At 70.6% G+C, this 22,957-nt stretch carries 22 protein-coding genes and 3 pseudogenes; 12 read left to right on the top strand and 13 right to left on the bottom strand.

Features of this window, described 5'->3' with window-relative positions:
• Positions 1-45 precede the first annotated feature (45 nt).
• Positions 46-333: pseudogene (locus ACFC1R_RS06105) on the bottom strand (IS5/IS1182 family transposase); the annotation flags it as partial.
• Positions 334-668: 335 nt separating this feature from the next.
• On the opposite strand from ACFC1R_RS06105, the gene ACFC1R_RS06110 reads away from it, so the two are divergent.
• A complete protein-coding gene (locus ACFC1R_RS06110; RefSeq protein WP_375933479.1) occupies positions 669-1,067 on the top strand; it encodes a hypothetical protein in 399 nt (132 codons plus the stop codon).
• Between the two features lie 295 nt (positions 1,068-1,362).
• Here ACFC1R_RS06110 and ACFC1R_RS06115 read toward each other — a convergent pair.
• Positions 1,363-2,366 (bottom strand): annotated as a pseudogene (locus tag ACFC1R_RS06115) (IS5 family transposase).
• A gap of 81 nt (positions 2,367-2,447) precedes the next feature.
• Here ACFC1R_RS06115 and ACFC1R_RS06120 point away from each other — a divergent pair.
• Positions 2,448-2,636, top strand: a complete 189-nt coding sequence (locus tag ACFC1R_RS06120; RefSeq protein WP_375933482.1) for a hypothetical protein — start codon at positions 2,448-2,450, stop codon at positions 2,634-2,636.
• A gap of 76 nt (positions 2,637-2,712) precedes the next feature.
• On the opposite strand, the gene ACFC1R_RS06125 is transcribed toward ACFC1R_RS06120, so the two are convergent.
• From ACFC1R_RS06125 to ACFC1R_RS06135, 3 genes are all read right to left on the bottom strand, one after another.
• A complete protein-coding gene (locus tag ACFC1R_RS06125; RefSeq protein ID WP_375933485.1) occupies positions 2,713-3,423 on the bottom strand; it encodes a hypothetical protein in 711 nt (236 codons plus the stop codon).
• 240 nt (positions 3,424-3,663) lie between these two features.
• Positions 3,664-4,616, bottom strand: a protein-coding gene (locus ACFC1R_RS06130) for an IS5 family transposase (protein WP_375933488.1) whose coding sequence is annotated in 2 segments (ribosomal slippage) — positions 3,664-4,265 and positions 4,265-4,616 — 954 coding nt in all. Because the reading frame shifts where the segments join, the coding sequence is not laid out codon by codon here.
• 61 nt (positions 4,617-4,677) lie between these two features.
• Entirely contained in the window at positions 4,678-4,815 is a 138-nt protein-coding gene (locus tag ACFC1R_RS06135; protein ID WP_375933491.1) for a hypothetical protein, read from the bottom strand.
• A gap of 363 nt (positions 4,816-5,178) precedes the next feature.
• Here ACFC1R_RS06135 and ACFC1R_RS06140 point away from each other — a divergent pair, with 363 nt between their 5' ends.
• From ACFC1R_RS06140 to ACFC1R_RS06150, 3 genes are all read left to right on the top strand, one after another.
• Positions 5,179-5,328 carry a hypothetical protein gene (locus tag ACFC1R_RS06140; protein ID WP_375933494.1) on the top strand — a complete coding sequence of 50 codons (150 nt, stop codon included), beginning with the start codon at positions 5,179-5,181 and terminating at the stop codon, positions 5,326-5,328.
• Between the two features lie 372 nt (positions 5,329-5,700).
• Positions 5,701-6,591: a peptidoglycan-binding protein gene (locus tag ACFC1R_RS06145; RefSeq protein WP_375933497.1), complete on the top strand. Its 891-nt coding sequence runs from the start codon at positions 5,701-5,703 to the stop codon at positions 6,589-6,591.
• A gap of 67 nt (positions 6,592-6,658) precedes the next feature.
• Entirely contained in the window at positions 6,659-7,480 is an 822-nt protein-coding gene (locus tag ACFC1R_RS06150; RefSeq protein ID WP_375933500.1) for a CHAP domain-containing protein, read from the top strand.
• A 338-nt stretch (positions 7,481-7,818) separates the two neighbouring features.
• On the opposite strand, the pseudogene ACFC1R_RS06155 reads toward ACFC1R_RS06150, so the two are convergent.
• A pseudogene (locus ACFC1R_RS06155) lies at positions 7,819-8,019 on the bottom strand (transposase); the annotation flags it as partial.
• Between the two features lie 283 nt (positions 8,020-8,302).
• Here ACFC1R_RS06155 and ACFC1R_RS06160 point away from each other — a divergent pair.
• Positions 8,303-9,196 (top strand): carbon-nitrogen hydrolase family protein, encoded by an 894-nt coding sequence (locus tag ACFC1R_RS06160; RefSeq protein ID WP_375933503.1) that lies wholly within the window; start codon positions 8,303-8,305, stop codon positions 9,194-9,196.
• Positions 9,197-9,412: 216 nt separating this feature from the next.
• Here the strand turns inward: ACFC1R_RS06160 and ACFC1R_RS06165 are convergent, their stop codons facing one another.
• The 4 genes from ACFC1R_RS06165 to ACFC1R_RS06180 all read right to left on the bottom strand — a co-directional run bounded on the left by ACFC1R_RS06165 (position 9,413) and on the right by ACFC1R_RS06180 (position 11,817).
• Positions 9,413-10,156: an SDR family oxidoreductase gene (locus ACFC1R_RS06165; protein WP_375933506.1), complete on the bottom strand. Its 744-nt coding sequence runs from the start codon at positions 10,154-10,156 to the stop codon at positions 9,413-9,415.
• A 99-nt stretch (positions 10,157-10,255) separates the two neighbouring features.
• Positions 10,256-10,528: a hypothetical protein gene (locus ACFC1R_RS06170; protein ID WP_375933509.1), complete on the bottom strand. Its 273-nt coding sequence runs from the start codon at positions 10,526-10,528 to the stop codon at positions 10,256-10,258.
• Positions 10,529-10,638: 110 nt separating this feature from the next.
• Positions 10,639-10,821, bottom strand: coding sequence for a 4-oxalocrotonate tautomerase DmpI (dmpI, locus tag ACFC1R_RS06175; protein WP_375933512.1), 183 nt, complete (start codon positions 10,819-10,821; stop codon positions 10,639-10,641).
• A gap of 99 nt (positions 10,822-10,920) precedes the next feature.
• A complete protein-coding gene (locus tag ACFC1R_RS06180; RefSeq protein ID WP_375933515.1) occupies positions 10,921-11,817 on the bottom strand; it encodes a LysR family transcriptional regulator in 897 nt (298 codons plus the stop codon).
• Between the two features lie 378 nt (positions 11,818-12,195).
• Here ACFC1R_RS06180 and ACFC1R_RS06185 point away from each other — a divergent pair, with 378 nt between their 5' ends.
• The 3 genes from ACFC1R_RS06185 to ACFC1R_RS06195 all read left to right on the top strand — a co-directional run bounded on the left by ACFC1R_RS06185 (position 12,196) and on the right by ACFC1R_RS06195 (position 14,984).
• The gene (locus tag ACFC1R_RS06185; RefSeq protein WP_375933518.1) at positions 12,196-12,708 is read left to right on the top strand and encodes a hypothetical protein; all 513 of its coding nucleotides are present in this window, start codon (positions 12,196-12,198) and stop codon (positions 12,706-12,708) included.
• Positions 12,709-13,115: 407 nt separating this feature from the next.
• Positions 13,116-13,625, top strand: a complete 510-nt coding sequence (locus ACFC1R_RS06190) for a CAP domain-containing protein (RefSeq protein WP_375933520.1) — start codon at positions 13,116-13,118, stop codon at positions 13,623-13,625.
• 543 nt (positions 13,626-14,168) lie between these two features.
• Positions 14,169-14,984 carry a hypothetical protein gene (locus tag ACFC1R_RS06195; protein ID WP_375933523.1) on the top strand — a complete coding sequence of 272 codons (816 nt, stop codon included), beginning with the start codon at positions 14,169-14,171 and terminating at the stop codon, positions 14,982-14,984.
• Between the two features lie 183 nt (positions 14,985-15,167).
• Here the strand turns inward: ACFC1R_RS06195 and ACFC1R_RS06200 are convergent, their stop codons facing one another.
• Positions 15,168-16,658 (bottom strand): PLP-dependent aminotransferase family protein, encoded by a 1,491-nt coding sequence (locus ACFC1R_RS06200; protein ID WP_375933526.1) that lies wholly within the window; start codon positions 16,656-16,658, stop codon positions 15,168-15,170.
• Between ACFC1R_RS06200 and ACFC1R_RS06205 the strand changes: the two genes are divergently transcribed.
• Positions 16,657-17,553, top strand: a complete 897-nt coding sequence (locus ACFC1R_RS06205; RefSeq protein WP_375933529.1) for a DMT family transporter — start codon at positions 16,657-16,659, stop codon at positions 17,551-17,553. The genes ACFC1R_RS06200 and ACFC1R_RS06205 overlap by 2 nt on opposite strands.
• Positions 17,554-18,087: 534 nt before the next feature.
• Here the strand turns inward: ACFC1R_RS06205 and ACFC1R_RS06210 are convergent.
• Positions 18,088-18,951: a hypothetical protein gene (locus tag ACFC1R_RS06210; protein WP_375933532.1), complete on the bottom strand. Its 864-nt coding sequence runs from the start codon at positions 18,949-18,951 to the stop codon at positions 18,088-18,090.
• A 782-nt stretch (positions 18,952-19,733) separates the two neighbouring features.
• On the opposite strand from ACFC1R_RS06210, the gene ACFC1R_RS06215 reads away from it, so the two are divergent.
• Positions 19,734-20,234, top strand: coding sequence for a hypothetical protein (locus ACFC1R_RS06215; protein ID WP_375933535.1), 501 nt, complete (start codon positions 19,734-19,736; stop codon positions 20,232-20,234).
• 684 nt (positions 20,235-20,918) lie between these two features.
• On the opposite strand, the gene ACFC1R_RS06220 is transcribed toward ACFC1R_RS06215, so the two are convergent.
• Positions 20,919-21,710 (bottom strand): DUF4037 domain-containing protein, encoded by a 792-nt coding sequence (locus ACFC1R_RS06220; RefSeq protein WP_375933959.1) that lies wholly within the window; start codon positions 21,708-21,710, stop codon positions 20,919-20,921.
• 429 nt (positions 21,711-22,139) lie between these two features.
• On the opposite strand from ACFC1R_RS06220, the gene ACFC1R_RS06225 reads away from it, so the two are divergent.
• Entirely contained in the window at positions 22,140-22,910 is a 771-nt protein-coding gene (locus ACFC1R_RS06225; RefSeq protein WP_375933538.1) for a polysaccharide deacetylase family protein, read from the top strand.
• Positions 22,911-22,957: the final 47 nt, after the last annotated feature.

A 22,957-nucleotide genomic window follows, 5' to 3' on the forward strand; every position in this document is an offset into this window, starting at 1 on the left:
GCCGTGACCCGGCTACCCGACTAGAGGGCGCGTATGCAGTCGTGATCAAGGAGTCGTCCTGGTGAGGTCTTTGATCCAGATCATCGCGCCGCGGAGGTGGAGGCCAGCGAGGTAGCTGCCAGGTGTCTTGTCATAGCGGGTGGCGATGCCTCGCCAGACCTTCAGCTTGTTGATCAGGCGCTCGATGGTGTTTCGTTCCTTGTAGAGGTCGGCGTCGTGACTGACGGGCCGACCGCCCCTGCGGCCCTTCTTCTTCCGGTTGGCGGCCTGGTCCTTCTTCTCTGGGATCACTGCCTTGATCGCGCGTTGACGCAGGTGGGCGCGGTTGCCGCGGCACCACCCAGGGCCATGGCGGCGACTGCGGCTAGGGCGGTAGCGCGTAGGCGGAACCTGCTCATCGAGCATCTCGTTCCCGTCGGGTGCGGGGATCGCCCGCACCACTGGTTGACCGTGTGTCAGCAACAGCGGCAGGCAACCTGGGCATCAGCCAGAATGAATTCTGGCCAATGAATTGCGGTCTGAAATAAATATTGGCCGGTTGGCACGCTGTACGAAGTGGTGACAACGTGTCAGAGTCGGGAATCGCGCCGGAAGAAGCCCATGGGTTGATCACAGTCCGCGCGAAACGCACACCCCCTGTCACCCCTCGCCCGACAACGGGAGTTCACATGCGTACCGACACCGCCCGGCCCGGCCGTCTCGCCCTGCTCGGCGCCAGCGCCGCGCTGGTCCTCGGCGCGGCCCTGGCCGCCGCGCCGGCTGCCCAGGCCGCACCCGCCCAACACGCCGTGGCCGCCTCGATGTTCTGCTACTCGGAGCCGATCGGCGGCCCCCAGAGCTTGGGTCATGTCGACTGCACACTACAGACCTCAGGCGTCGGCGCGGTCAGTGTCAGCTGGTCGGTCAGCAACTACTACGCGGTTCTCTACTCGGGCCCCACCGAGCTGGACGTCAGCTGCGGCCGCAGCCTCACCGGCGTGCTGGTGACCGCCACGGTCACCGACAGCACCGGGGCGCGGACCTCGACCTCCCAGAGCACCAGCTGCCAGGCCGGCGAAACGCGCTGACAGCCCGATCACGCCGCAGACTGTCGGGCCGCCGGGCGAGCACTCCGGGGCCTGACAGCCCCTCCAGACAAGCCAGCTGTCGGTTGGTCATACTGGGTAGACCGAGGGTACGCATGGGAACGAAAACGCCTTACCCGCACCAGCCCTGGCCGCCGTCACCTGCGATCGGGTTCAAGCGGCGGTGCTTCCCGGAGCGGCGCAGCGGCTCGCCTGGGGCAGGCACCTGTCCGTAGCGTGCTCACATGGGACTGGACATCACTGTACTGATCGTCGACGGGCCTGTGTGATGTTGTGATCAATGGGTGGTCCGGGTGAGGTCTTTGATCCAGATCATCGAGGCGCGTAGATGGAGGCCGGCGAGGTAGCTGCCCGGGGTCTTGTCGTACCGGGTGGCGATGCCGCGCCAGGCCTTCAGCTTGTTGATCAGGCGCTCGACGGTGTTGCGCTCCTTGTAGAGGTCGGCGTCGTGACTGACAGGCCGACCGCCCCTGCGGCCCTTCTTCTTCCGGTTGGCGGCCTGGTCCTTCTTCTCGGGGATGACTGCCTTGATCCCGCGTCTGTGCAGGTAGGCGCGGTTGCCGCAGGACGAGTAGGCCTTATCCCCGGCGACCGCGTCGGGTCGGGTGCGGGGGCGGCCGACGGGCCCGCGGACCCGGACCTTCTTGAGGACAGGGATGAACTGGGGGCTGTCGGCGGCCTGCCCTGCGGTCAGGACGAAAGCCAGGGGACGGCACCGGCGGTCGGCGGCGAGGTGGACCTTACTGGTCAGCCCGCCCCTGGAGCGTCCGAGCAGGGCAGCCTTCAGTCGGAGCTTGCGCCGCCGTCGGATGCGTCGTCGCTCTTCCCATTCCGGGTCGTTCGCGACGTCCTGCCCGTTTTGTTCTTCGAGGCCGCCCCCTTTGACCTGGCCTTCTCCTCCTCGGCGGCAGCCTTCTCCAGTGCCGTGACGACATCCTCGTCCAGGCGCATCCCGGCAGCGTCGTGGTGGGCCCGGGCGGTGGTGGAGTCGACGCTGACCAGCGACAGGTCCATCTCGCCCCGCTCCGCGGCCTGCACGATCGCACCCTCCAGCAGAGCCTCGAAGACGCCCGCGTCCCGCCAGACCCGGAAGCGGCCGTAGACGGTCGGCCAGGGACCGAACCCGGAAGGCATCTCCCGCCACTGGGAGCCGGAGCGGAACCGCCAGATCGCCCCCTCGAACTGATCCCGCAGTCTCTCCGGGTACGGGCCGAACCTGCCGACCGGCAGGTAGGGCTCGACGAACGTCCACTGCTCGTCGGTGAGTTGCCTACGCGTCACACGTAACTTCCTACTGGATCACGCCCTCGGATGGGCGCGAAACCACAAGACTGATCACAACATCACACAGGCCCTAAGTGGATGGACGTGCAGCTCAAGTCGGACACCGGCGAGACCGGTTACGACGCGGGCCACTTCTACTACTACGCGGGCCCGGTCTCGGCCTCCTCCGCCGTCACCGGCGGCCTCTGCATGGTGGTCACCTACGACATGCAGGACTCGGCGGGCAACGCCGTGGTCCGGCAGGCCAGCGGCACCCCCTGCCACTGACGCGGCGCCAGGTCCGCCCGAACGGGGGAGCCGACGGGCGGGCCCGGCAGGGGGCCGCCCGTCGGCCGCGGGTGGATCAGTTCAGCGAGTAGCCGAGGATGCCCTCCGCCACCTGCCCCTCGCAGTTGTAGTCGTTCGAGTCGAAGTGCTCGCCATTGACCGTGCAGCGCCGCACCACGCGGCTCGCCAGGCCGGCCGGCGGCGCGTCGTTGATGAAGCCGAGCTGGCCCAGGTACTGCTGGCCCTCGCAGTTCCCGGCCGCCGAGGTGAAGGTGTCCGTCGAGTTCCAGGCCTTGCACTGGTAGAGCGCGTGGGTTCCGGACACCTGGCTGGTGTAGAGCCAGCCGAGGTTGCCCTCCAGGTAGTAGCCGGCCGGCGCGGACCCGGTGGCGCTCTGGTGCTCCGGGCCGTTGTAGCGCTCGAGCGCGACCGTACCGGCGACCGGCTGGGTGATGCACTGGACCTGCGCGGAGCCGTCCCACACGGTGCCCGGCGGCAGCTGCTGCGGGGCGGCGGCGCGCAGGGCGGTCCGGGCGGCGCTGAGGTTGTCCGGGTAGGCCTGCGGCACTCCCAGAGTGCGGCACTGACCGGCGCTGAACCCGGCCGCCGCAGCCGACTCCAGCGCGTTGTTGACGGCTGCCTGCTTGGCGGCCGCGGGGCTGGAGTAGGCGTACGAGTCACCCGAGTAGTTGCTCTGCGCCGGGGTCGCCGAAGCGGGGATCGCGGCGGCGAGAATCATGGTACCGGCGGCCACCGCAGTGGCGAGCAGTCGAGGAAACGCCTTCATGGTCTGTCCTTTCGTCGTCGAATCGGACGGGCCGATTAGCTCATCGCCGAGGCTGCCCTGTCATCAGCTGGTGTGAAGCAAAGTCACGTTTGGCTTGATCTCAGCTAACAGCGGCCGATGTGCGCCGCCGGCCGGAAGCGATCCAATCGAACGGGGGATCGCACACCGGCAGCCGAATTGAGAGGGTCGGCGCCACTGGTGGACTACTAGGCCGCGTCTCGTAATTGATCACGGTGGCGGTCATTGTTCCTCGGCTCGCAGCCAGAGGATCAGTGAGGCGAGGACGACGCCGGCTCGGTAGCGGTTGGCCAGTTTGTCGAACCGGGTTGCCACTGCCCGGAATTGCTTCAGCTTGGCGAAGCACCGCTCGACGACGTTCCGCCCCTTGTAGGCGGCCCTGTCGAAGGCCGGCGGCCGCCCGCCGCGGCTTGCGCGGCTTGCGCGGCTTGCGCGGCTTGCGCGGCTTGCGCGGCTTGCGCGGCTTGCGCGGCTTGCGCGGCTTGCGCGGCCGGCGATCTGGTCCCGGTGTTCGGGGATGGCCGCCTTGATCCGCCGGCGCCGCAGCAGGCGGCGGATCTTCCTGGAGGAATAGGCCTTGTCGGCCGCGACCCGGTCGGGCCTGGTCCTCGGCCGCCCGCCCCCGGTGCGCGGAACGCGTATCGCATCGAGGACGGCGGGCAGCATCGTGCAGTCGGCCGTGTTGCCGGTGCTCAGCAGGATCGACAACGGCAGGCCCCGGCCGTCGACCGCCAGGTGGATCTCGGTGGTCAGCCCGCCCCGGGACCGGCCGAGCGCCTCACGGCGCGCGACCGCTGCCGGATCATCCGATTCGTCCTCGGGCCGGTCCCCTTTTTGCGGGCCCCGGCCGCGTGCTGGTGGGCCCTGGCGACGGTGGAGTCGATCGCGACCGCCCACTCCACGCTCCCCACAGCATCGCTGCGGACCTGAACCTCCCGCAGGAGCGCGGCCCACGTGCCGTCCTTCTCCCACCGGGCGAAGCGCCGGTAGACGGTCTGCCACGGACCGTACCGCTCGGGCAGATCACGCCACGGCGCACCCGTGCGCACCCGCCACAACACCCCGTTCACCACCTGCCGGTGATCACGCCAAGGGCGCCCGGCCCCGTCCCGCTGCGGCAGCAACGGCTCTATCCGAGCCCACGCCGCGTCCGTTGTCTCTCCTCGACCCACCACAAGACCAATTATGAGAAACGGCCTAGTGAACTCTGCGCGGATGTGCGGGAGGAGCGGCGTTTCAGTCGAAACCCGTGGCGGTGAAGCCGAGTTGGAGGGCCGGGCGATCAGCGACGATGCCGCTTGCGGCGCCGGGGCCCAGGCCGACGGTGAATGCGACGACCAGGCCGGTGCACACGATGCGTATCGAGTGGGCCACGACTGTTCCCTCCTGTTTCGTAACCATGCTGCGCCTGTGAGTAGTTCGCGGAAATCGTCCCGATTTTTGCGTTTCTTTCCGCACCGATGAGGAAGATCTTGCCGTCCAGGAAAGGCGATGTCCTGGCCACAGAGGCGGTATCAAGTCACTCGGCAGCTACGTGCCAGATCATTTCGCCTGCGAAACCATTGCGAATCCGACCGCCATGCACCGATGATGATCACTGACCTGGGGAGGGCAGCGCGGTGTTGCAGGCACTCGGACTGAACGCACGGACGGAGAACGTCTACCGGACCCTACTGGCCGAGCCGGGGGGAGGAGTCGAACGGATCGCCGCCGTCCTGCACCTGACGAGTGACTCAGGTGCGCGAAGCACTCGACGAACTCCTGGAACTGACGCTCCTGCGGCCAGCGAACGACTCCCATGCGCTGCGGGCCGTCAGCCCGGAAGTCGGACTGACCAGGCTGCTCGCCCACAACCAGAACCAACTGCTCTTCCGCCAGCAGCAATGAGAGAACGCCCGGCCCGCCTCCATCGGAACTCCTGCTCCAGCGACGTCCCCGTGAAGACCGACGTCCGCTGCTGACCGTTCGGCTCACGGCGAGCACCGCGGGCCGGGTCCCGGGACAGCTGTCGCTGACTGTTCGGCGGACTCCGAACGGTCATGCCCGTCGAGAAGTACTGGCTCCCGGGCCGTCACCGGAACTCGTGCCGGCGCGGCCCTTCTCCGCAGCGACTGCGTCAGCGACGGCCGCACCGGCCGGCGGTGCTGCTGAGTGCTGCTCCCGTTCGGGAGCCCTCCGTCGGAACCCTGACCCCGCCTGGTGCCGGGCACCGGGACGGGTCGGGGCCGATCTCTTCATCCAACCGGAAGGAATCAACGCATGGCATCCGTCATCAAGACCCGGAACGCCGCAACCCGGCTGCTCACGGCCGTCGCCGTCCTGAGCGGCCTGGTGCTGAGCGCCGCACAGGCCCACGCCGCGACCCCGCCGCCCCTGACCGAGGCGCCGGCGGCCACCGCTGCTGCGCTGCCCGTGGTGGACATGGAAGCCACCGTCCTGGCCGCGCAGATCGATCCCCGGCGCCCCGACAGCACGCAGACCCCGGGCGCCCACGACTCGGTCCTGGCCGTCGAGCAGGCCCTGCAGGCCCGCGGCCTCCTCGACGCCCGCTGGGTGGACGGCTACTTCGGCACCACCACCATCGCCGCCTACGCCGCCTTCCAACGCTCCCTCGGCTACAGCGGCCTGGACGCCAACGGGCTGCCCGGCGCCTCCTCCCTCACCGCGCTCGGGCAGGGCCGCTACACCGTCACCCACCAGATCGGGCCCGGCGCGCACCTGCAGCGCGACGGATACACCGTCAACACCCGCACCCAGAACATGCTCACCGAAGCCGAACGCCTCCTGGGCTTCCACCTCACCCTCGACCAGGGCTCCTACAACCCCGGCGGCGATCCCACCTCCGCCGGCACCCACGACGGCGGCGGCGTCGTGGACATCAACGTCAACGGCATGTCCAGCACCACCCGCACCGCCGTCGCCCAGGCACTGCGCCAGGTCGGATTCGCCGCCTGGGTCCGCAACCCCACCCAGGGCAACTGGCCGTGGCACATCCACGCCGCCGCGATCAATGACACCGACCTGGCCACCCAGGCCCAGAACCAGACCGGTGACTACTACCTCGGCCTCAACGGCCTGGCCAACCACGCCGCCGACGACGGCCCCCGCATCCCCATCCAGACCTGGGAGGAGTACCAGCGAACCCACTGACCGCGCACGGCACCACCCGAGCACGACCGAAGCACCCGTCGATGACACGTCACGAAAAGAGAGAGCCATGGAGAACATACGCACCACGCTCACCGTCGTCGGCGCCGCACTGGCCGTGGCCGTCCCCCTCGTCGGCGCCACCTCCGCCCCCGCCTTCGCCGCGTCCCGCGACGGGGTCTGCGACGCCGGAGAGTTCTGCTACTACTACAACAGCGACGAGGCCGGCTCGATCTCCGACTTCACCGGCTCCCTCGGCGACTACGGGACCACCCAGCCGTCCTGCTACGAATTCAAGAGCGCCGGCAACGGCCAGGGCGTCTGCGTCAAGAACAACGCCGCATCGGTGTGGAACCGCACCGGACAGACCGTCCGCGTCCACTACAACAGCGGCTACGCCGGCGCCTACCAGGACTTCGCCCCCGGCGCCAAGGGCAACCTCAACGCCACCCTGAAGAACAACAACGCCTCCCACCAGTTCCTCGGCGGCACCGGCGGCAACCAGACCCCCGTCGACGACTACGACCACAGCGGCCACGGCTTCTACCCCGACCAGTGCACCGCCTTCGCGGCCTTCCGCGTCGCCACCCGTCTCGGCATCTCGGACTTCGGCAACTCCTGGGGCGGCACCTCCTGGTTCAACGCCAACACCTGGGACGACTCCGCCCGGCGCGCCGGCCTCACGGTCAACACCACCCCCACCGTCGGCGCCATCGCCGTCAACGACGTCCACGGGAAGTTCGGCCACGTCGCCTACGTCAACGCCGTCTACTCTGACGGCTCCTTCGACATCGAGGAGTACAACTGGAACAACCCGACCGCCTACGGCACCCGCAGCCACGTCCACGTCAGCAACGCGCAGTCCGACTTCCAGTGGATGATCCACTTCTGAGCGACCACCCGTCGGGCAGGTGAGCCCGTCACCGGACTTCGGCCGGGCCCCATCCTCCAACTTCGGGGGTGGGGCCCGGCCTCGTTGCTGTGTGCCGCGGGTCAGTGCGCGGGGCGTTCGTCGATGACCTGCTGGAGTTTGCTGGTGCAGGGGTTGGTGGCGAGTTCGGAGCGGGCACCCATTCGATCTGGAGGGGGTGGATGGCGCCGATGGCGGTTTCGTCGGCGTAGGTGGACCGCGTCGTCGAACACGGTCGCTGCGCCGGCGGTTCCGGCGGCGCGGGCGAGGAGGATGACGGCTGCGGCACGGTCGTCGGGGATGCGGGAAAGGTCGCGGGCGCGGGCGAAGCGCTGGTAGACGGTCTGCCATGGGCCGTACCGCTCGGGCAGATCACGCCACGGGGCGCCCGTGCGCAGACGCCACAGCACCCCGTTCACCACCTGGCGGTGATCACGCCAAGGACGCCCCTCCCAGTCCCGCCGCGGCAGCAACGGCTCAATCCTGGCCCACGCCGCATCTGTTATCTCTCCTCGACCCACCACAAGATCAATTGTGAGACACGGCCTAGGCCGACCGGGCCGCGCGAGCAGGCGGCAGCTCACCGGCACCGAATACGTCGCCACCGTGGAGCCGTGACGGTCAGTCAGGGCAGATCGGCCCCGCTCGACACCGGGAGCCTGTCTACGCGACGGCGGGGCAAGCCGCCCGCCGGATGTCCCTGACGCGCAGTCAAACCCGTATGCCTGCTCGCATCCGGCCAAGGTCGGCCCGGGTCCGCCGGTGGTCTGGCCACGGGTCCGGGTGTGTCGTAGCATCCACCTCGTGGTGAGGACCTTGCGGCTGGCTGTCGCGCAGAGCACCGTACCGGAAGACCCCACCGACGAAGGGGCGCTGCGGGCGGCCGGGGAGGAGATCCGGGCCCTGATGGTCGAGGCCGCCGGGCTGGGTGCACGGCTGGTGCAGTTCCCCGAGGGGGCGATCACCTACCCGAGCAAGCACGTGATGGCGGCCGGTCCGGCCGGCGAGCCGGTCCCGGCCGACTGGAGCCGGGCAGCATGGGACGTCCTGCGTGAGGAAGCGGAGTCGATCGCCGCGCTGGCGGGGGAACTCGGCCTGTGGACGGCATTCGGGTCGATCCACCCGCTCACGCTGCCGAACCGGCCGCACAACAGCCTCTACATCGTCTCCGACCACGGCAAGCTGGTCGCCCGGTACGACAAACGGATCCTGTCACACACCGAGATCTCCTTCCTGTACTCCCCGGGACGGGAACCACTCGTCGTCGAGGTGGACGGCATCCGGTTCGGCTTCGCGCTGTGCATCGAGGCCAACTTCCCGGAGGTGTTCGCCGAGTACGAACGCCTGGACGTCGACTGCGTCCTGCTGTCGGTGATGGCTGACGACGCGCCCCGGGCACGCGTCGCCCAGGCGTACGGGACGCTCTACAACTACTGGCTCGGCTACTCCGTCCCGGCGCAGTTCAGCGCCACGGTGCCGTCCGGGATCGTGGCGCCCGGCGGACGGTGGCTGGCGCGCTGCCCCGCAGACGGACGTCCCGCCCTGGCGATCGCGGACATCGACCTCGACTCGGAGGACGCGGACATCGACATGGCCGTTCGCCGTGCCCGTCCGTGGCGCCGCTCGGCCCGAGCCGGGCTCTACGACAAGCGGATCCCCGTCGGCGACCCCCGCAGCGAGACCGCCACGGCCTTCTGAGACCGCCCCCCTGCCGGCGACCCCGGCGGGCGGTGCGCCACGCCCGTGGTGAACGCAGGAGCGAACAGCGAGACGCGTGGCAGCGAGACGCGTGGCAGCGAGACGCGGCCCGCCGCACACGGCGACCGCAGCACCCGTCGCAGCGGATGGAACGGCGGGTCGGCACGGACGGATCGGACCGCCACCGGGCCTTTCCGACGAGCCAAGCGCGGCCCGTCAGCGCCCGGTGGGCAGGTTGACCCCGCCCGTGCAGTCGATCACCGTGCCGGTCATGAAGGTGTTCCCGACCAGCAACCGGATCACCTCGGCGACGTCCTCGGCGCGACCCACCCGGCCGACCGGGGTGGTCGCGGCCAGGCCCTCGAAGAGCTCCGCGCGGCGCTCGGTGGGCACCTGGTCCCACCACGGGGTGTCGATGACGCCGGGCGAGACCGCGTTGACGCGCAGCGGGGCCAGCTCCACCGCCAGCGGCGGGACCATGGCAGCCAGCGCACCGTTGATCGCCGCCAGGCCGGCGGTACCGGGGAAGGCCGCGCGGGCGGAGGCGGCGGTCACGAAGGTGACCGAACCGTCCGGGCGCAGCCGCGTCAGCGCCGCCTGCAGAATGTGCACGAACGGCCAGAACTTGCCGTCGAACCCGGCGGCGAGCTCGTCCGGGTGGAGGGCCGAGATCGGGCCCGAGCCGCCACCGCCGCTCAACGCCAGGACCAGGTGGTCGAGTTCGCGGTCCAGTGCGGCGAAGAAGGCACGGACCTGCTCCGGATCGGAGCCGTCCAGCCGACGCCCGCTGCTCTTGCCGCCGATGCGCCCCAGCGCGGCCTCCAGCCGACCCTCGTCGCGTCCGGCGATGAGCACCTCGGCGCCGTCGGCGGCGAGCAGGGCCGCCGTCGCCTCCCCGACACCGGAACTGCCACCCACGACGACGGCGTACTGACCGTCGAGCGAACGCGACGAAGTCATCAACAACCCCTCCCCTGTGCCGGCCCCGCCAAGAACCGGATCGCCGGCAAGACTTCGCGAGATCTGACGATCAGTCAAGTGATTTTCTCGACGGGGCACTCACGGGCGTGTACCGGCGCGCACCGGCGTGTACGGGCCTGACACCGGACAGCCGCAGCCGCCGGGCACCCCCTGACGAGCGCCGGTCATGCCGTGGACCTTGTCGGTCCAGCCGCCACCGCCCGCGTCGAGGCACTCGGTGACACCGCTGATCCTGACCTCGAGCGCCTGCCCGTCGCGGCACCACCACTGCGGGTCGGTGAGGTTGCAGTCGTAGATAACGTCGTCGACCGGTGCTTCGCCCGCCTCGGGCGGGTTCCGTGCGATCGCCACGCGCTTCGACGATCCCGCCGACCGCTACCGCGCCGGAGCTGTCCGGCCTTCCCCGATCCGCTGGCTCCGCGGACCGGCGGATGACCATGTGTCAGACAGGCCCTGGCGGGCTACCGGTCCGCGGTGAGCTTGCCGGCCGCGCCCCAGTTCTCCGCCGGGTACTCCTGGATCCACACGTACACGCTCTCGGCGGGAACCTCCAGTGCCTCCACGAAGGCCTCGGTGATCCTCTTGACCAGCTCGCGCTTCTGCCCGACCTCGCGCGGGCCCTGCTGAATGGTGACGATCGGCATCTTCGGCTCCTGTCCGAGTTCTCCTGCCGGGTTTTCCGGCCGAGAACAGTCCACCCGATCGGGCCGCCCGCACCCAGACCCGAATCGCTCCGGCAGCGATCACGAATCCTGATCGTCCCAGTTCGGGGGCGTCTGGCGGCAGGCTTCCAGGAGCAGTCGCGGGAGCGGGGCGGAGCGCCGTACGGCGATCGAGGTCGGCAGGGCCAGCGGGGTTCGGCAGGGACGGAAGGCGATCCGGTGGGCGTTCGTCATCCGGGCGTTGGCGGCGTACACCACCGTCCACATCGGGGTTCCGGCGCCGATCGAGGCCAGGGTGTCCTGCAGGTTGCTGTGGGCCGGACCGAGCACCGGTCGGAAGCCGGCCCGCGCGCAGGCGTCCATCACCAGGTCCACCAGCGCCGGGTGGTTGCGGCGTTCGGTCAGCCGGAGTGGCAGGGCGGCGAGTTCCACGAGATCGACCTCAGGGTGGTCGGCGAGGGCGTGCCGGGCGGGCAGCGCGATCACCAACTCGTCCTGCCAGACGGGCAGGAAGCGAAGATCGGCGCTGTTCTCGGCGACGGCACCGCGCACGAAGGCGGCGTCGAGGCGGCCGTCCGCCAGCCGGGCGAGCCGTTCCCGTACCGGGGTGGAATGGAGTTCGACGCGCACGCCGGGGGCCCGTCGCTGATAGGTGTCCAGGATCAGGTCGAGCCGCTCGCCGAGCCCGGTGACGGTGCCGAGCCGGAGCGCGGCGGGTGCGGCCAGATCGGCGGCGAGGGCGCGGGCGGCGTCCTCGGCGGTCAGTACGTCCCTGGCGGCGGCCAGGAAGCGCTCGCCGGCCGGGGTCAGCCGGACGTACCGGGGCGAGCGGTCGAACAACTCGACCTTCAACTCCCGCTCCAGACGCCGGACCTGCTGGCTCACGGCGGGCTGTCCGAGCAGCAGCTTCTCGGCGGCCCGGCCGAAGTGCAGTTCCTCGGCGACGGCGACGAAGCAGCGCAGCTGCCGTAGCTCCATGTGGTCCCCCTGCTCGATGTGCCGGCGGGTCCATGATCGCAGGCCCGGGCGCGGTCCCGGCGACGTCCCTGCCGCCGGGAGTCGGCAGGGGTGCGGCCGGGACGTGCGGTGACGGGGCTCCTGCCGACCGCCGGTGAACTGGGGTTCCACACGCCGCCAGGGGTCGCCTTCGGGGCACCCGCGCCCCACCCCCGTTCCGCAGCAGCTCTATCCTGTCGGGCGGCGGTGAGCCGGAGCAGACGAGGGGGGAACGAGATGGCGGCCGATAGGAGACCCGAGCCAAGCGGTAAGGACAGGACCAAACACGGCCCGACCCCGTCGCGGTCCGGAAGGGTCCGCCGCCGCGACGAACGGATCGGCCTCCTCGGCTTCCTGGCGATGTTCGTCCTCGGCGTGCTGCTCATGTGCAGCGGCTGCGTCGGGTTCACCGGCGCGCTGGGCGACTTCCGCAGATCCGCCGGACTCACCGGCGGCAGCGGCCGGATGCACTTCGGGACGTGCTGGGCGAACAAGCCCACACACCGTTCGGTCTCCTACGACTGCTTCGGCGACGTCACCCCGCTCTCCGCCGCGCCCAGGGCCGAGGGCGGGCTGGTCGTCATGAAGAACGTCTCCGAGAACAGGCAGGGGCGTCACGAACAGGTCGACTGCACCCCCACGGGCACCTGCATCCCTGCCGGGACGCACGCCGCACTGGGCAACGCCATGCTGCTGTGCCTCACGGCCGGCATGACGGGCGGGGGGCTGTCCGTCATCCTGGTCGCGGTGGCTGGACGCCGGACCTGGCTCCTCGACTCGTACGGCAGGCACTTCCGGCGGGCCGCGCTGTGGGGCTTCGGCGCTCTGGGGACGGCCTTCGTGGGCCTGCTGATCCCCTACTGGGCGACGTAGGACGGGGTGAGGCCGACCACCTCGGCGATGCGACGGCGGAATCCGTCTTCTCCACGGGTGCCCCCCTTCTCACAGCACCGGGCCAACGGCAGCCGCCGCCCGGTGACGGCAGTCGGCGCGGTTGGTCACAACGCCCAACACCGGCACCGCACTTGCCCGGCCGGCACGGCCCGGTGAAGCAGGCGAAGGTGACTTCGGTCGCCGCACCGCTGCCCCGGGCATAGGCTGGACCTACCGGAGGCGGCTGTGCGGCCGCCGACCGGACCGCTGTGTCGCCGATGGCCCTCCGGCCATCGCATGAGCCGGCGGTGCGGCCCGCTTCCCTGACGGCCGCGATCCACGCCGGCACCTCCCAGCAAGCTTTCCCATTGCTTTGCTGATGTTTTCCTGCGACCAGGGAGTCGCACATGAGAAATCCCACTCGGGCACACCATCGCGCCACGGCCGTCGTCGCAGCGGCGCTGATGAGCGGAGGCACGATGCTGGCGACGAATGCTTCGGCAGCCGTCTCCGACGTCAGCCCCGCCGAGCAACAGGCCATCGTCTCCCAGACCAACAGCGTGCGCCAGGAGGCCGGTCAGCCGCCTCTGACCTGGGACAGCGCGCTCGCCGCCGAGGCCCAGGCGTGGGCTGACGACCCGGCGTCCACTGCGGGCGGCCAGCTGCACCACGCGGACATCAACAACGCCGCCGAGAACATGTCGAGTTCTTCGCCGAGCCAGGCCACAGGGCAGTGGGCCGGCGAGAAGAGCACCTACGACGCCGATCCCGACCACGACTACAACAGCAACCCCGCCGGGTACCAGAGGTGGGGGCACTACTACAACATGATCCAGAGCAACTATCGGGTGGTCGGCTGCGGTTCGAGGAGCGACGTGCCCACCGGATCGGTCACGGTGTGCCGGTACTCGGGCTGACTCACCCGGTGAGGGAAAGGTCTGCGAGGAAGAACGGTGTGACTCCCGGTCGAGGAAGCAGCACCTGCTGACAGCCGTGACCGTCCCGGCCGATGCCGTGGAGGCTGTCCGCCGCATGGAGTTGCAGTCGGACGCGTTGCAGTCGGACGCGCTGGTCGACCAGTTGCCCGGTCAACTGGTCGACCAGGCTCGCGAGCGGGCTTCGGCGCGCCGGCACCACTGGCGTGGAAGTTCTGGAGTCAGCACTCGGAAGCGATATGACGGGCCATCAGGATCAAGGGGCACCACACGGCCGCGACCCACAATGGCAACTCCCGCAGCGGCGGGCCCGGGACGGGGGACGCTGCCGCGCCCGCGCCTCGGAGCGCGAGCTACTCCCGATCCTGTACACGGACCGCTACCGTCAGTGCAGGAAGTACCGGGATGCCAGATCAACGGCCCTGCCCGGCCCGTGCGGGCCGGAAGGGCAGTCACCGCCTCTGTGACGCGGGCCTGTTCCCCGCGCGGCGGGGCCGCTGCGGCGTTGTACTAGGCTGTCGCCCCATGACAGAGGCACGGGGGACGGGACCGGTCTGGAGTCACGAGCCGCCGGTGTCCGGGACATCGCAGCCCGACTGGGCGGCTCTGGCCGAGCGTCACGAGCACCAGGTCCGGCGGCGCAGACAGATACGGGTGGTGACGGCAAGTGCCGTCGCCGTCACCGCCGTGGGCGGCATCGTCGCCACCGTGATCCAGGTCAGCGGCTCGGATCACAAGTCCCCGAACACCGCTGCCACAGCGGCCACCAGTCTCCACAACGGTCACAGCGCCTCGGCCGACCCCGACCCGACCGCATCCGGCGCCGCTTCCGGTGAAAGCTCCTCGCCCTTCGCCGACGCGTCGGCTTCGGCCGACCGGGCCCGGTCGGCCGCTCCCGCAAGGTCCGCCACCGCCGGGCCGACGGCCCCGGCGGCCGGCACCTCTCCGGCGGCACCGCCGGTGCCGGCACCGGCCTCCAGCGGCAGCCCGAGCCCGAAGAGTCCGCCGTCCAAGGCCGCCGCCAACCCGTACAGCGCCGGCCAACTGTGCGGCAGCGGCTACAAGGTGATCGACTCGCACAGCCTCGGCGGCGCCAGTGTGTACCTGCTCTTCAACAGTGCCACCGGAACCAACTGCGTCGCCACGCTCGCGGACCAGATCCGGGGCCCGGTCCCGATGAACGCGACCCTGACCGTGCAGGGAGGGGGCGCGGCGAGCGATCCGGGCACCTTCACCGAATACGCGGGCCCGGTCACCGAGCACGCCTCGAACACCTGCGTGAAATGGGGCGGTTCGTACCAGGGCAACGCCTGGACCAGCGGCTGGAGCCACTGCGGCTGACCCACCCCGCCGCCACCGTCGGGAGTGCCGCACCCTCCCGCCGCGCCGGCCAACGGATCGCACCCTCCCGCCGCGCCGGCCAACGGATCGCTCCCTGCGCGTACGGGCCGGCCCCGCGCAGGCGGAGACCGCTCCGTGAGCGCGAGGCACCCGCACGAAGGGCCGCGCTGCTCGCCGTGGGGCTCAGGCCGGGCCGGTCGGCGACCCGGCGGGCTGGAAGTCGAGCTGGTCGTATGCCTGTCGTAGCCGGTGGATGCCCTCCCGCAGCCGTTCGCTGCTCTCGGCGCTGATGTAGCTCAGGCGCAGATGCGGTGCGGGTGCCTCGGCGGGGAAGTAGGGCCTGCCGGGGGTGACGGCGACGCCGGCGTGGAGCGCGGCCGCGGCGAGGGCGGTTTCGTCGGTGCCGTCCGGCAGGCGCAGCCACAGGTGGTACCCGCCGTGCGGGATCTGCACCCGCAGCGCGGGGAGTTCCCGATGCAGGGCTTCGGCCATGGCGGTCCGTCGGTCGTGCAGGGCTTCGGCCAGGGAGCGGAGGTGGCGTTTCCAGGCCGGGGAGCCGACGAGTTCGAGCGCGGTCTCCTGCAGGGGCCGGGGGACGAAGAAGTTATCGACCACCTGGGTGGCCCGCAGCCGTCCCATGGCGGGCCCACGGGCGGTGAGCGCCGCGACGCGCAGGCTGGCCGAGGTGGCCTTGGTCAGCGAGCGCACGTGCACCACCACGCCGTCGGGGTCCTCGGCCGCGAGCGGCCGGGGAAGTGACGGGGCGTCGGTGTGGGCCAGGCGGCGGGCGAAGTCGTCCTCCACGACGAAGGCTCCCGCCCCGCGCGCGATCCGCAGCACCTCGCGGCGCCGCTCGACGGACAGCGTGACGCCGGTGGGGTTGTGGAACAGGGGCTGGCAGACGAACACCCGTGCCCCCGTGGCCCGGAACGCTTCCTCCAGCAGATCGGTGCGCACCCCGTCCGCATCGACCGGGACGGGGACGGGGCGCAGGCCGGCGGCCCGTGCAATGGCGAGCATGCCCGGGTAGGTGGGCGACTCGACGAGTACCGGTGCACCGGGGGCGGTCAGGGAGCGCAGCGCGGTGCCGAGCGCGCTCTGGCCACCTGCGGTGATGAGGACGTCCGTGCTGCTGAGGGCGGAATCCGGTCCGGCGATGTCCCGGGCGAACCAGGCCCTGAGGTCCGCGAGCCCTTCGACCGGCGGCCGGTCCCAGGTGCCGGGTCGGCGTCCCGCCCTGGCCAGGGCCCCGGCGAGGGCGCGCTCGGGCTGCAGGGAGGGATGCAGGTAGCCGCCGTTGAGGTCGATCGCGCCGGCCGGCGGCACGGCGAGCGTGGCCAGGACGCCGGAGGCGTCCGCGCTCCGGGGGGCGGACGGTGCTTCGCCCCCCGGGCCGGGCGAAGCACCGGTGCCGAGTGCGACCTCCTGCCAGGAGAGGTCCCCGTGTGACCGGTGCCTGGCCTGCGGCCTGGCGCGGAAGACTCCTGCCCCCGGGCGGGAGATCACCAGACCCTCGGCAACCAGCGCCGCGATCGCCCGCGACACCGTCACCGGGCTCAGCCGGTACTGCTCCATGAGGGCCCGACTTGAGGGAAGTTTCGCGCCTTCCGGATAGCGCTCAAGCTCAACCCGGAGAATGCCGAGGAGATGAGCCATACTGCTACCATCATTCATGACAGTACAGGATAGCGCTACTCAACGCCGATGGATAACAGCGAACCACGGCACCGCCCTCGCCGCCCTGGGAGTGCTCGGCTTCTCCTTCACCTTCCCCGCCACGGCCTGGGCGCTGGACGGCTTCGGCCCCTGGACGGCCACCGGGCTGCGCGGTGTTCTCGCCGCCCTCGCGGCAGGGGCCTGCCTGGCCGCCGGCCGCGTGCCGGTCCCGGAACGACGGCACTGGCCCGGACTCCTCACCGTCGCCGGGGGATGCGTCATCGGCTTTCCACTGCTGACCACCCTCGCGCTGCGGACCTCCTCGACCGCCCACTCCGCCGTGGTCATCGGCGTCCTGCCGCTGGCCACCGCCGCCATCGCGGTCGCGCTCACCGGCGAGCGGCCCTCCCGGCGCTTCTGGTCCGGCGCGGTGGCCGGCGCCGTCACCGTCATCGGCTTCACCCTCCTGCAGAGCCACGGCAGGCCGACCGTCGCCGACGTCTACCTGTTCGGAGCGCTGCTCGTGTGCGCCGCCGGGTACGCCGAAGGCGGCCGGCTCTCACGTCACATGCCGGGGTGGCAGGTCATCGCATGGGGCGTGCTGGCGGCACTGCCGGTCACCGCTGCAACGACCGTCCTGGCCTGGCCGTCCGAGCCCGTGCACCTCACCGGCAGGGCGGTGACGGGCCTGGTCTACATCGCCGCGGTCTCACAGTTCGGGGGCTTCGTCGTCTGGTACCGCGGCATGGCCGCCATCGGAGTCACCAGGGCCAGCCAGCTCCAACTCGCCCAACCGCTCGTCACTCTGCTCTGGTCCGTGCTGCTCATGGACGAACAGGTGTCGCCCGTCACGCCGTTCACCGCACTGGTCGTCCTGCTGTGCATCGCGGTGACCCAACGCGCGCGCAGCTGACCAGCCGAGCCCGGCCCGGCACGAACCATGGCAGTGGGCCGAGTTGCCACGGTCGGCAGTGTCGCCTGGATACGGCCCGGGCCGTCCCGGTGGATTCGGTACTGATGCCGCCGCACGCCTCGAACAGCAGTCGGACGCCGACGAACTCTCGATCACTGTGCGAGGCTGCTTCCTGGTGAGCGGCGCGGCGGTGAGTGCGGTGCCCGCACTGGGGGCACGGATCGGAGTGAAGCGGTACGCGGCCGAGCACGACCGGCTCACCGTCCTCCGACTGCTTTCGTACGCGCTGGTTCCCTGCGACAGACGATCCGGGTTCTGTCTGGGTCCAGTTGCAGGCCCTGGCTGCCCTCGCAACTCCTTGCCGGGCCCGCCCCTCCGGGCTCGAGGATTGTCGACCGGATGTCCGGCGAAGGCCCCTCAGCGGTCGTGGGCGCTGAGGGGCCTTCGCGTGGCCCTCGCGCTCGACGAGGGCCACCAAGGCGGCCGGGCCCTGCCGGAAGCGATCGGCCCGGGGTGCTTGGGTACGGCCGGGGATCAACCCGTGCAGCCGGCCACCGTGGTCGGACTGCCGACGCAGTTGGTGGGAGTGTTCCCGTTGACCCGGCTCCTGGTGAGGGTCACGGAACTGCCGTCGTTGTAGACACCGCCAGGGGCAACGGCGGACCGGTTGTTGTTGATGTTGCTGCGGACGACCGTGACCGTCACGTTGCCGAAGGTCGCGAGCCCACCACCGCCGGTTCCGGCCTGGTTCTCGTTGACGTTGCTGTCGTCGATGCGCAGTGTGCCGTCGTTGGCGATGCCACCGCCCAGCTGGTCGGCGGAGTTGCCGATGATCCGGCTGCGGCTGACGGTCATGTCTCCGTCGTTGGCCACACCGCCGCCGTTGTGCACTGCGTGATTGCCGGTGATCATGCTGTCGGTGATCGTGGTCGTGGTGCCGGCGACGCCGCCGATGCCTCCGGAGAAGTTACCGCGGTTGTCGCGGATCCGGCTGTCGGTGACGACAAGCGTTCCGAAGTTGGCGATGCCCCCGCCGAAGTCGCCGTCGGCGTCGCCGTTGCTGATGGTGGCGTCACAGAGGCGGAGGGACTTCCTGACCGTGAGGATGCGGAACGACTGCGTGACGGTGCGCGTGATCGTGCTGTGGCGTCCGTGGATGGTCAGGTCGCCGAGGATGTCCGGCAACGCGCTGGTCAGGCCGTAGGTGCAACCGGGTGCGAGATCGAGCGTCACCGGCCCGGTCGCCGCGTTGGCGGCCGTGATTGCGGCGGCCAGAGCGGCGGTGTCGCAGGGGACGGAGGTCTGTGCGTGGGCCGCGGCGGGCGCGACGAGCGCCCCGGTGGTGGAGACGAGACCGACGCAGAGCGTCTTGGCCAGGTTCACGAACGACGTGCGCATGATTGGGGTGTTCTCCTTGGGAGGGGACATGGAAGGGGCTCTGCGTTGTCCGGCGGGTCGCGGCTGTGTCCCGGGCGGCCGGGTGGGAGCGGACGAGGAGTCCTCCGGAACGCTCCTCCGAGTCGGCCGCTCGTTCCGTCGACACCGGTCCGGGTCATGAGGTTGCCCGGACCGCTTCGGCCTCGCCACGGGAACTCTCGGCACAGCACATCGGGGTCGGCCTCGCCTGTCGGAGAACCGACCTGACGCGGCACAACCTCGAAGACCGTCCTGAGCCCCTACGACGCCGATGGCGGGTGGTCACGGATGCCGAGCCGGCGAGCCGAGGACCGAGGGATCGTCCGGCGCGATCATCCTTCGATTACGGATAGCGATCGCGCCTTGCTGCCTGTCGGGTCGTCGACTCGGATCGTCGGCAGCCCTTGCTCGGCTCAAACGATCCCTGACACAGCAGGTCTGCCCGGTATCGGACGGTGTTCAGTCTGGGCCGCCGGTCACACTGTTGTCATGCCGGACTGCGCAGATGGGTGACGAACAGTTACCGACTGGTCAAGTCGACCGACCGTCTCACGGCGCGGGCCGCTCCACACGGAGCCCTCCGACGGACGCCGATCGGGCCGGACTGTTCCTGGATCCCCGAGACCGGACTGTCCCGTATCCAAGGTGTCCGCCTCCGGGCCGACACCCGTTCGGCCCCTTGACGGGTGCTCACCAACAGGACGAGCTTCTATAGCGGCGCCAGCTGTCGTGCGGGCGCCTTCCAGACCCAGCCGAGGAGCGCAATGCGCATCAGCAAGGTCATCAGGACGGTGGCCGTCACGGCCTTCACTCTGGCCGCTTCCATGGCGCTGACGCCCACCGCGGACGCCAGCACCTGGGGCGGCCACATCATCCAGTGGCAGCTCAACGGGGTGGCCGGCCCGCTGTGCCTGGACTCCAACTCCTCCGGGAGCGTCTACGCACAGGGCTGCAACGGCGGTGCCTACCAGTCCTGGTCGATGAGCGACCAGCTCGGCGCCTACAGCGTCAAGGACGCCGCCACCGGCCGGTTCCTGTGCTTCGACCCGGGCAACCACAGCATCCGCACCGGCAACTGCTCCAACGGCGCGGCCGCCTACTACACCTGGCAGGTCCAGTACGCCAGCCAGGGCGGTGGCTACTGGCTCAAGAACCTCGCCATCGGCTCCTGCCTCGCCTACGAGGGCAACCGGCTGGTCATGGACTCCTGCCACAACGACGACCTCTACGACCACTTCCGCTGGCTGGCCAACCGCCGCTCCTAGGAACGACGGCCACCGGTTCCACCGGGGTCCGGCAGACAGGCGACCGAGCCTCGCGGGCCGGTGGCGAACGCCCGGCCCGCAAGCCTCCGGCCCGGCTAGCGGTACGGCTCGGCTAGCGGTACGGCTCGGCTCGGCGTCGGCCTCCGGTGCCCACCCCACGGTGAACGACGCGCCGCCGAAGCCCCGGTGTGCCACCGTGGAAGGAGGCGAACAGACCGCCTTCTGCGAGAGGAGTGGCCATGTCATCGAAGCGGCGCCGCAAGAAGAAGTCACGCTGCAAGCACGGGGCCAACCACGGCCGCCGTCCCCAGTGCTGAGTATCCGGACGAACCCCGGGTCCACGTCTCGCCGGCCTCCCGGACAGCCGGGCGCGGACGGCGGGCCGGTACCACGGCTGCGCGGCGCCGAGCGCTTGGACGAGCGCCCGGCGGGGTCCGGCGCGGTCCGGCGCGGTCCGGCGCGGTCCGGCGCGGTCCGGCGCGGTCCGGACGGCCGCACCTGCGCGATACGGGCCCGGGTGCGGCCCGGGTACGGTGAGTCGGGTCCGGTTGCTCAGCCACCCAGGTTCGGGGCGTCCGCGTTCAGGACGTCCGGCGGCACGCCCGCCCGAACCCTGAGCCGCCTCGGCGACGCGCAGGAGTCCGGGCACCCAGCGACCGGGCACCCAGGCACCGGGCACCGCCGCTACCCGGCGGACCTCCTCATCGCGGCGAGGGTCTCCTCGACCAGCACCCGCGCCCGGGCCACCGTCGCCGTCAGCGACTCGGCGGTGTCGCCCGGCGCCCCCAGCAGGCTGCGGACGCGGTGGCCGAAACCGGCCGGCGCGCCCGGCAGCATCTCGACGGCAGCCAGTGCGCCCTTCTCGTTGAGGCACCAGCGGCGGTCCCCGGCGAACAGCGCCTGCACCAGCACTCCGACAGCCCGGGAGAGGCACAGCGATACGTACAGCGTGTCCGCCCGGGCCGCACCCTTCGTCGCGGCGCCGACCAGGAACTCCGCCTCCCAGGCCCCCGCCGTCAGCGCCTCCCGCAGCGGCTCCGGGTAGGTCTCGGTCCGTCGCCGAAGGTCCGTCAACTCTCCGGTCGGATCGGCCAGCACCTGACCGAGTGCCACCTCGCCCGCGTAGCAGGGGGACCAGAATCCGAGCGGATGCCCCGCCTGCACGCCCACCTCGTACCGGCCTTCACGGCAGTCCGCCCAGACCTGCGCGACCCGGTCCAGATCCCTCAGGATCCAGTCCACCGCCACGCCGTCGACCCGCAGCCACGCGCCACCGTTGACCCAGGGCCCCCAGCCGCCCGGCCCGGCCAGCTCCACTCCCGGTCCGGCCAGCGCGCGCAACGCGGCGAGATCGGGCTCGCCACGGTAGTAGACGCCGAGGTCCCAGTCCGAGTCCGGCCGGTGCTCTCCGCGTGCCCGGCTGCCGCCGAGCAGCACTCCGACCACGCCCGGCACCTCGGCCAGGCGGCTGGCCATGTCCTCGATGATCGCTCGCACGGAGCGAGTCTGGCAGTCGGGCCACGTGTCGGGCCAGCCGTTTCCGCCCCCGGGCATGCGACGGCGTGCCATCGGATCCGGGTGGCCCGGTCTCCGCTGATTCCGGACCGCACCGATCCCATACCTGGGTATAGTTCACCCCATACTCAGGTATAGGTGCTCAGTGGGAAATCCATCCTTTCGGCAGCGTGAAATCTCCGACTTTCTGCCGACGCGGAGCCCTGGGGGCCGCTCCTAACGTGTAGGACATGAAGCGTCCCGCCGCCTCGGGACATCTCCGATCCCTTGGGAAGGCAACTGCCATGACCCGGCGCCCACCTCTCGTGCCGACCGTCGCCGCAGCTCTCGCGGTACCCGCCCGCCACACGACCGGCACGGCCGCCGCCCGGGGCCGGTGACGAGCACACCGTGAACTCCACAGTCACCCGGGGCGGGACGGCGGCAGCGGCACTGCTGCTCGCCGTCGGTGCGGCCCTGTCCCTCGGCGGTTGCTCCACCCTGACCGGCGTGGTCTCACCCGCCACCGCCCGCGACCGCGCACCCGAGGACGCGAAGCCCGTCGCCCCGGTCGACTGCCGCACTGCCAAGTGCGTCGCACTCACCTTCGACGGCGGCCCCAGTGCACCCACTCCCAAGCTCCTGGACGTCCTCAAGCAGGAGAAGGTCCCGGCGACCTTCTTCCTCCAGGGCAAGGGCCACACCGACACCTATCCCGACACGGTGCGCCGGATGGCCGACGAAGGCCACGAGATCGCCAACCACACCTGGTCGCACGAGAACCTCACCAAGCTAACCGAGGAGCAGGTCCGGGCCGAGATCGAGCCGGTCCAGGAGGACATCAAGAAGATCACCGGCCGCGCTCCCACCCTGATGCGGCCCCCGGGCGGCGCCACCGACGACGACGTCAAGAAGATCATGAAGGAGCTGGGCCTGGCGCAGATCCTCTGGAGCGTCACGGCCAAGGACTACGAGACCACCGACACCGCGTTGATCAAACAGCGCGTTCTCGACCAGACCCACCGCGACGGGATCATCCTGCTGCACGAGCGGTACGCCGGCACCATCCCCGCCGTTCCCGGCATCATCACCGAACTCCGCGCCCAGGGCTACACCTTCGTCACCGTCAGCCAGCTCCTGGCACCGGCCACCCCCGAACCCGGCACCGTCTACCGCCCGTAGCTGCCGCCCGGATGTGACCACACAGGACGCACGATCCGTACGCTCCG

It is taken from the genome of Kitasatospora sp. NPDC056138 (assembly GCF_042264695.1).
Classification (GTDB): Bacteria; Actinomycetota; Actinomycetes; order Streptomycetales; family Streptomycetaceae; genus Kitasatospora.

Excerpts from the sequence above, each read along its gene's own strand:
- ACFC1R_RS06110 (WP_375933479.1), top strand. The coding sequence starts at position 669 with ATGCGTACCGACACCGCCCGGCCCGGCCGTCTCGCCCTGCTCGGCGCC.
- ACFC1R_RS06120 (WP_375933482.1), top strand. The coding sequence starts at position 2,448 with ATGGACGTGCAGCTCAAGTCGGACACCGGCGAGACCGGTTACGACGCG.
- ACFC1R_RS06125 (WP_375933485.1), bottom strand. The coding sequence starts at position 3,423 with ATGAAGGCGTTTCCTCGACTGCTCGCCACTGCGGTGGCCGCCGGTACC.
- ACFC1R_RS06145 (WP_375933497.1), top strand. The coding sequence starts at position 5,701 with ATGGCATCCGTCATCAAGACCCGGAACGCCGCAACCCGGCTGCTCACG.
- ACFC1R_RS06150 (WP_375933500.1), top strand. The coding sequence starts at position 6,659 with ATGGAGAACATACGCACCACGCTCACCGTCGTCGGCGCCGCACTGGCC.
- ACFC1R_RS06165 (WP_375933506.1), bottom strand. The coding sequence starts at position 10,156 with ATGACTTCGTCGCGTTCGCTCGACGGTCAGTACGCCGTCGTCGTGGGT.
- dmpI (WP_375933512.1), bottom strand. The coding sequence starts at position 10,821 with ATGCCGATCGTCACCATTCAGCAGGGCCCGCGCGAGGTCGGGCAGAAG.
- ACFC1R_RS06180 (WP_375933515.1), bottom strand. The coding sequence starts at position 11,817 with ATGGAGCTACGGCAGCTGCGCTGCTTCGTCGCCGTCGCCGAGGAACTG.
- ACFC1R_RS06185 (WP_375933518.1), top strand. The coding sequence starts at position 12,196 with ATGTTCGTCCTCGGCGTGCTGCTCATGTGCAGCGGCTGCGTCGGGTTC.
- ACFC1R_RS06190 (WP_375933520.1), top strand. The coding sequence starts at position 13,116 with ATGAGAAATCCCACTCGGGCACACCATCGCGCCACGGCCGTCGTCGCA.
- ACFC1R_RS06195 (WP_375933523.1), top strand. The coding sequence starts at position 14,169 with ATGACAGAGGCACGGGGGACGGGACCGGTCTGGAGTCACGAGCCGCCG.
- ACFC1R_RS06205 (WP_375933529.1), top strand. The coding sequence starts at position 16,657 with ATGACAGTACAGGATAGCGCTACTCAACGCCGATGGATAACAGCGAAC.
- ACFC1R_RS06200 (WP_375933526.1), bottom strand. The coding sequence starts at position 16,658 with ATGAATGATGGTAGCAGTATGGCTCATCTCCTCGGCATTCTCCGGGTT.
- ACFC1R_RS06210 (WP_375933532.1), bottom strand. The coding sequence starts at position 18,951 with ATGCGCACGTCGTTCGTGAACCTGGCCAAGACGCTCTGCGTCGGTCTC.
- ACFC1R_RS06215 (WP_375933535.1), top strand. The coding sequence starts at position 19,734 with ATGCGCATCAGCAAGGTCATCAGGACGGTGGCCGTCACGGCCTTCACT.
- ACFC1R_RS06220 (WP_375933959.1), bottom strand. The coding sequence starts at position 21,710 with ATGGCCAGCCGCCTGGCCGAGGTGCCGGGCGTGGTCGGAGTGCTGCTC.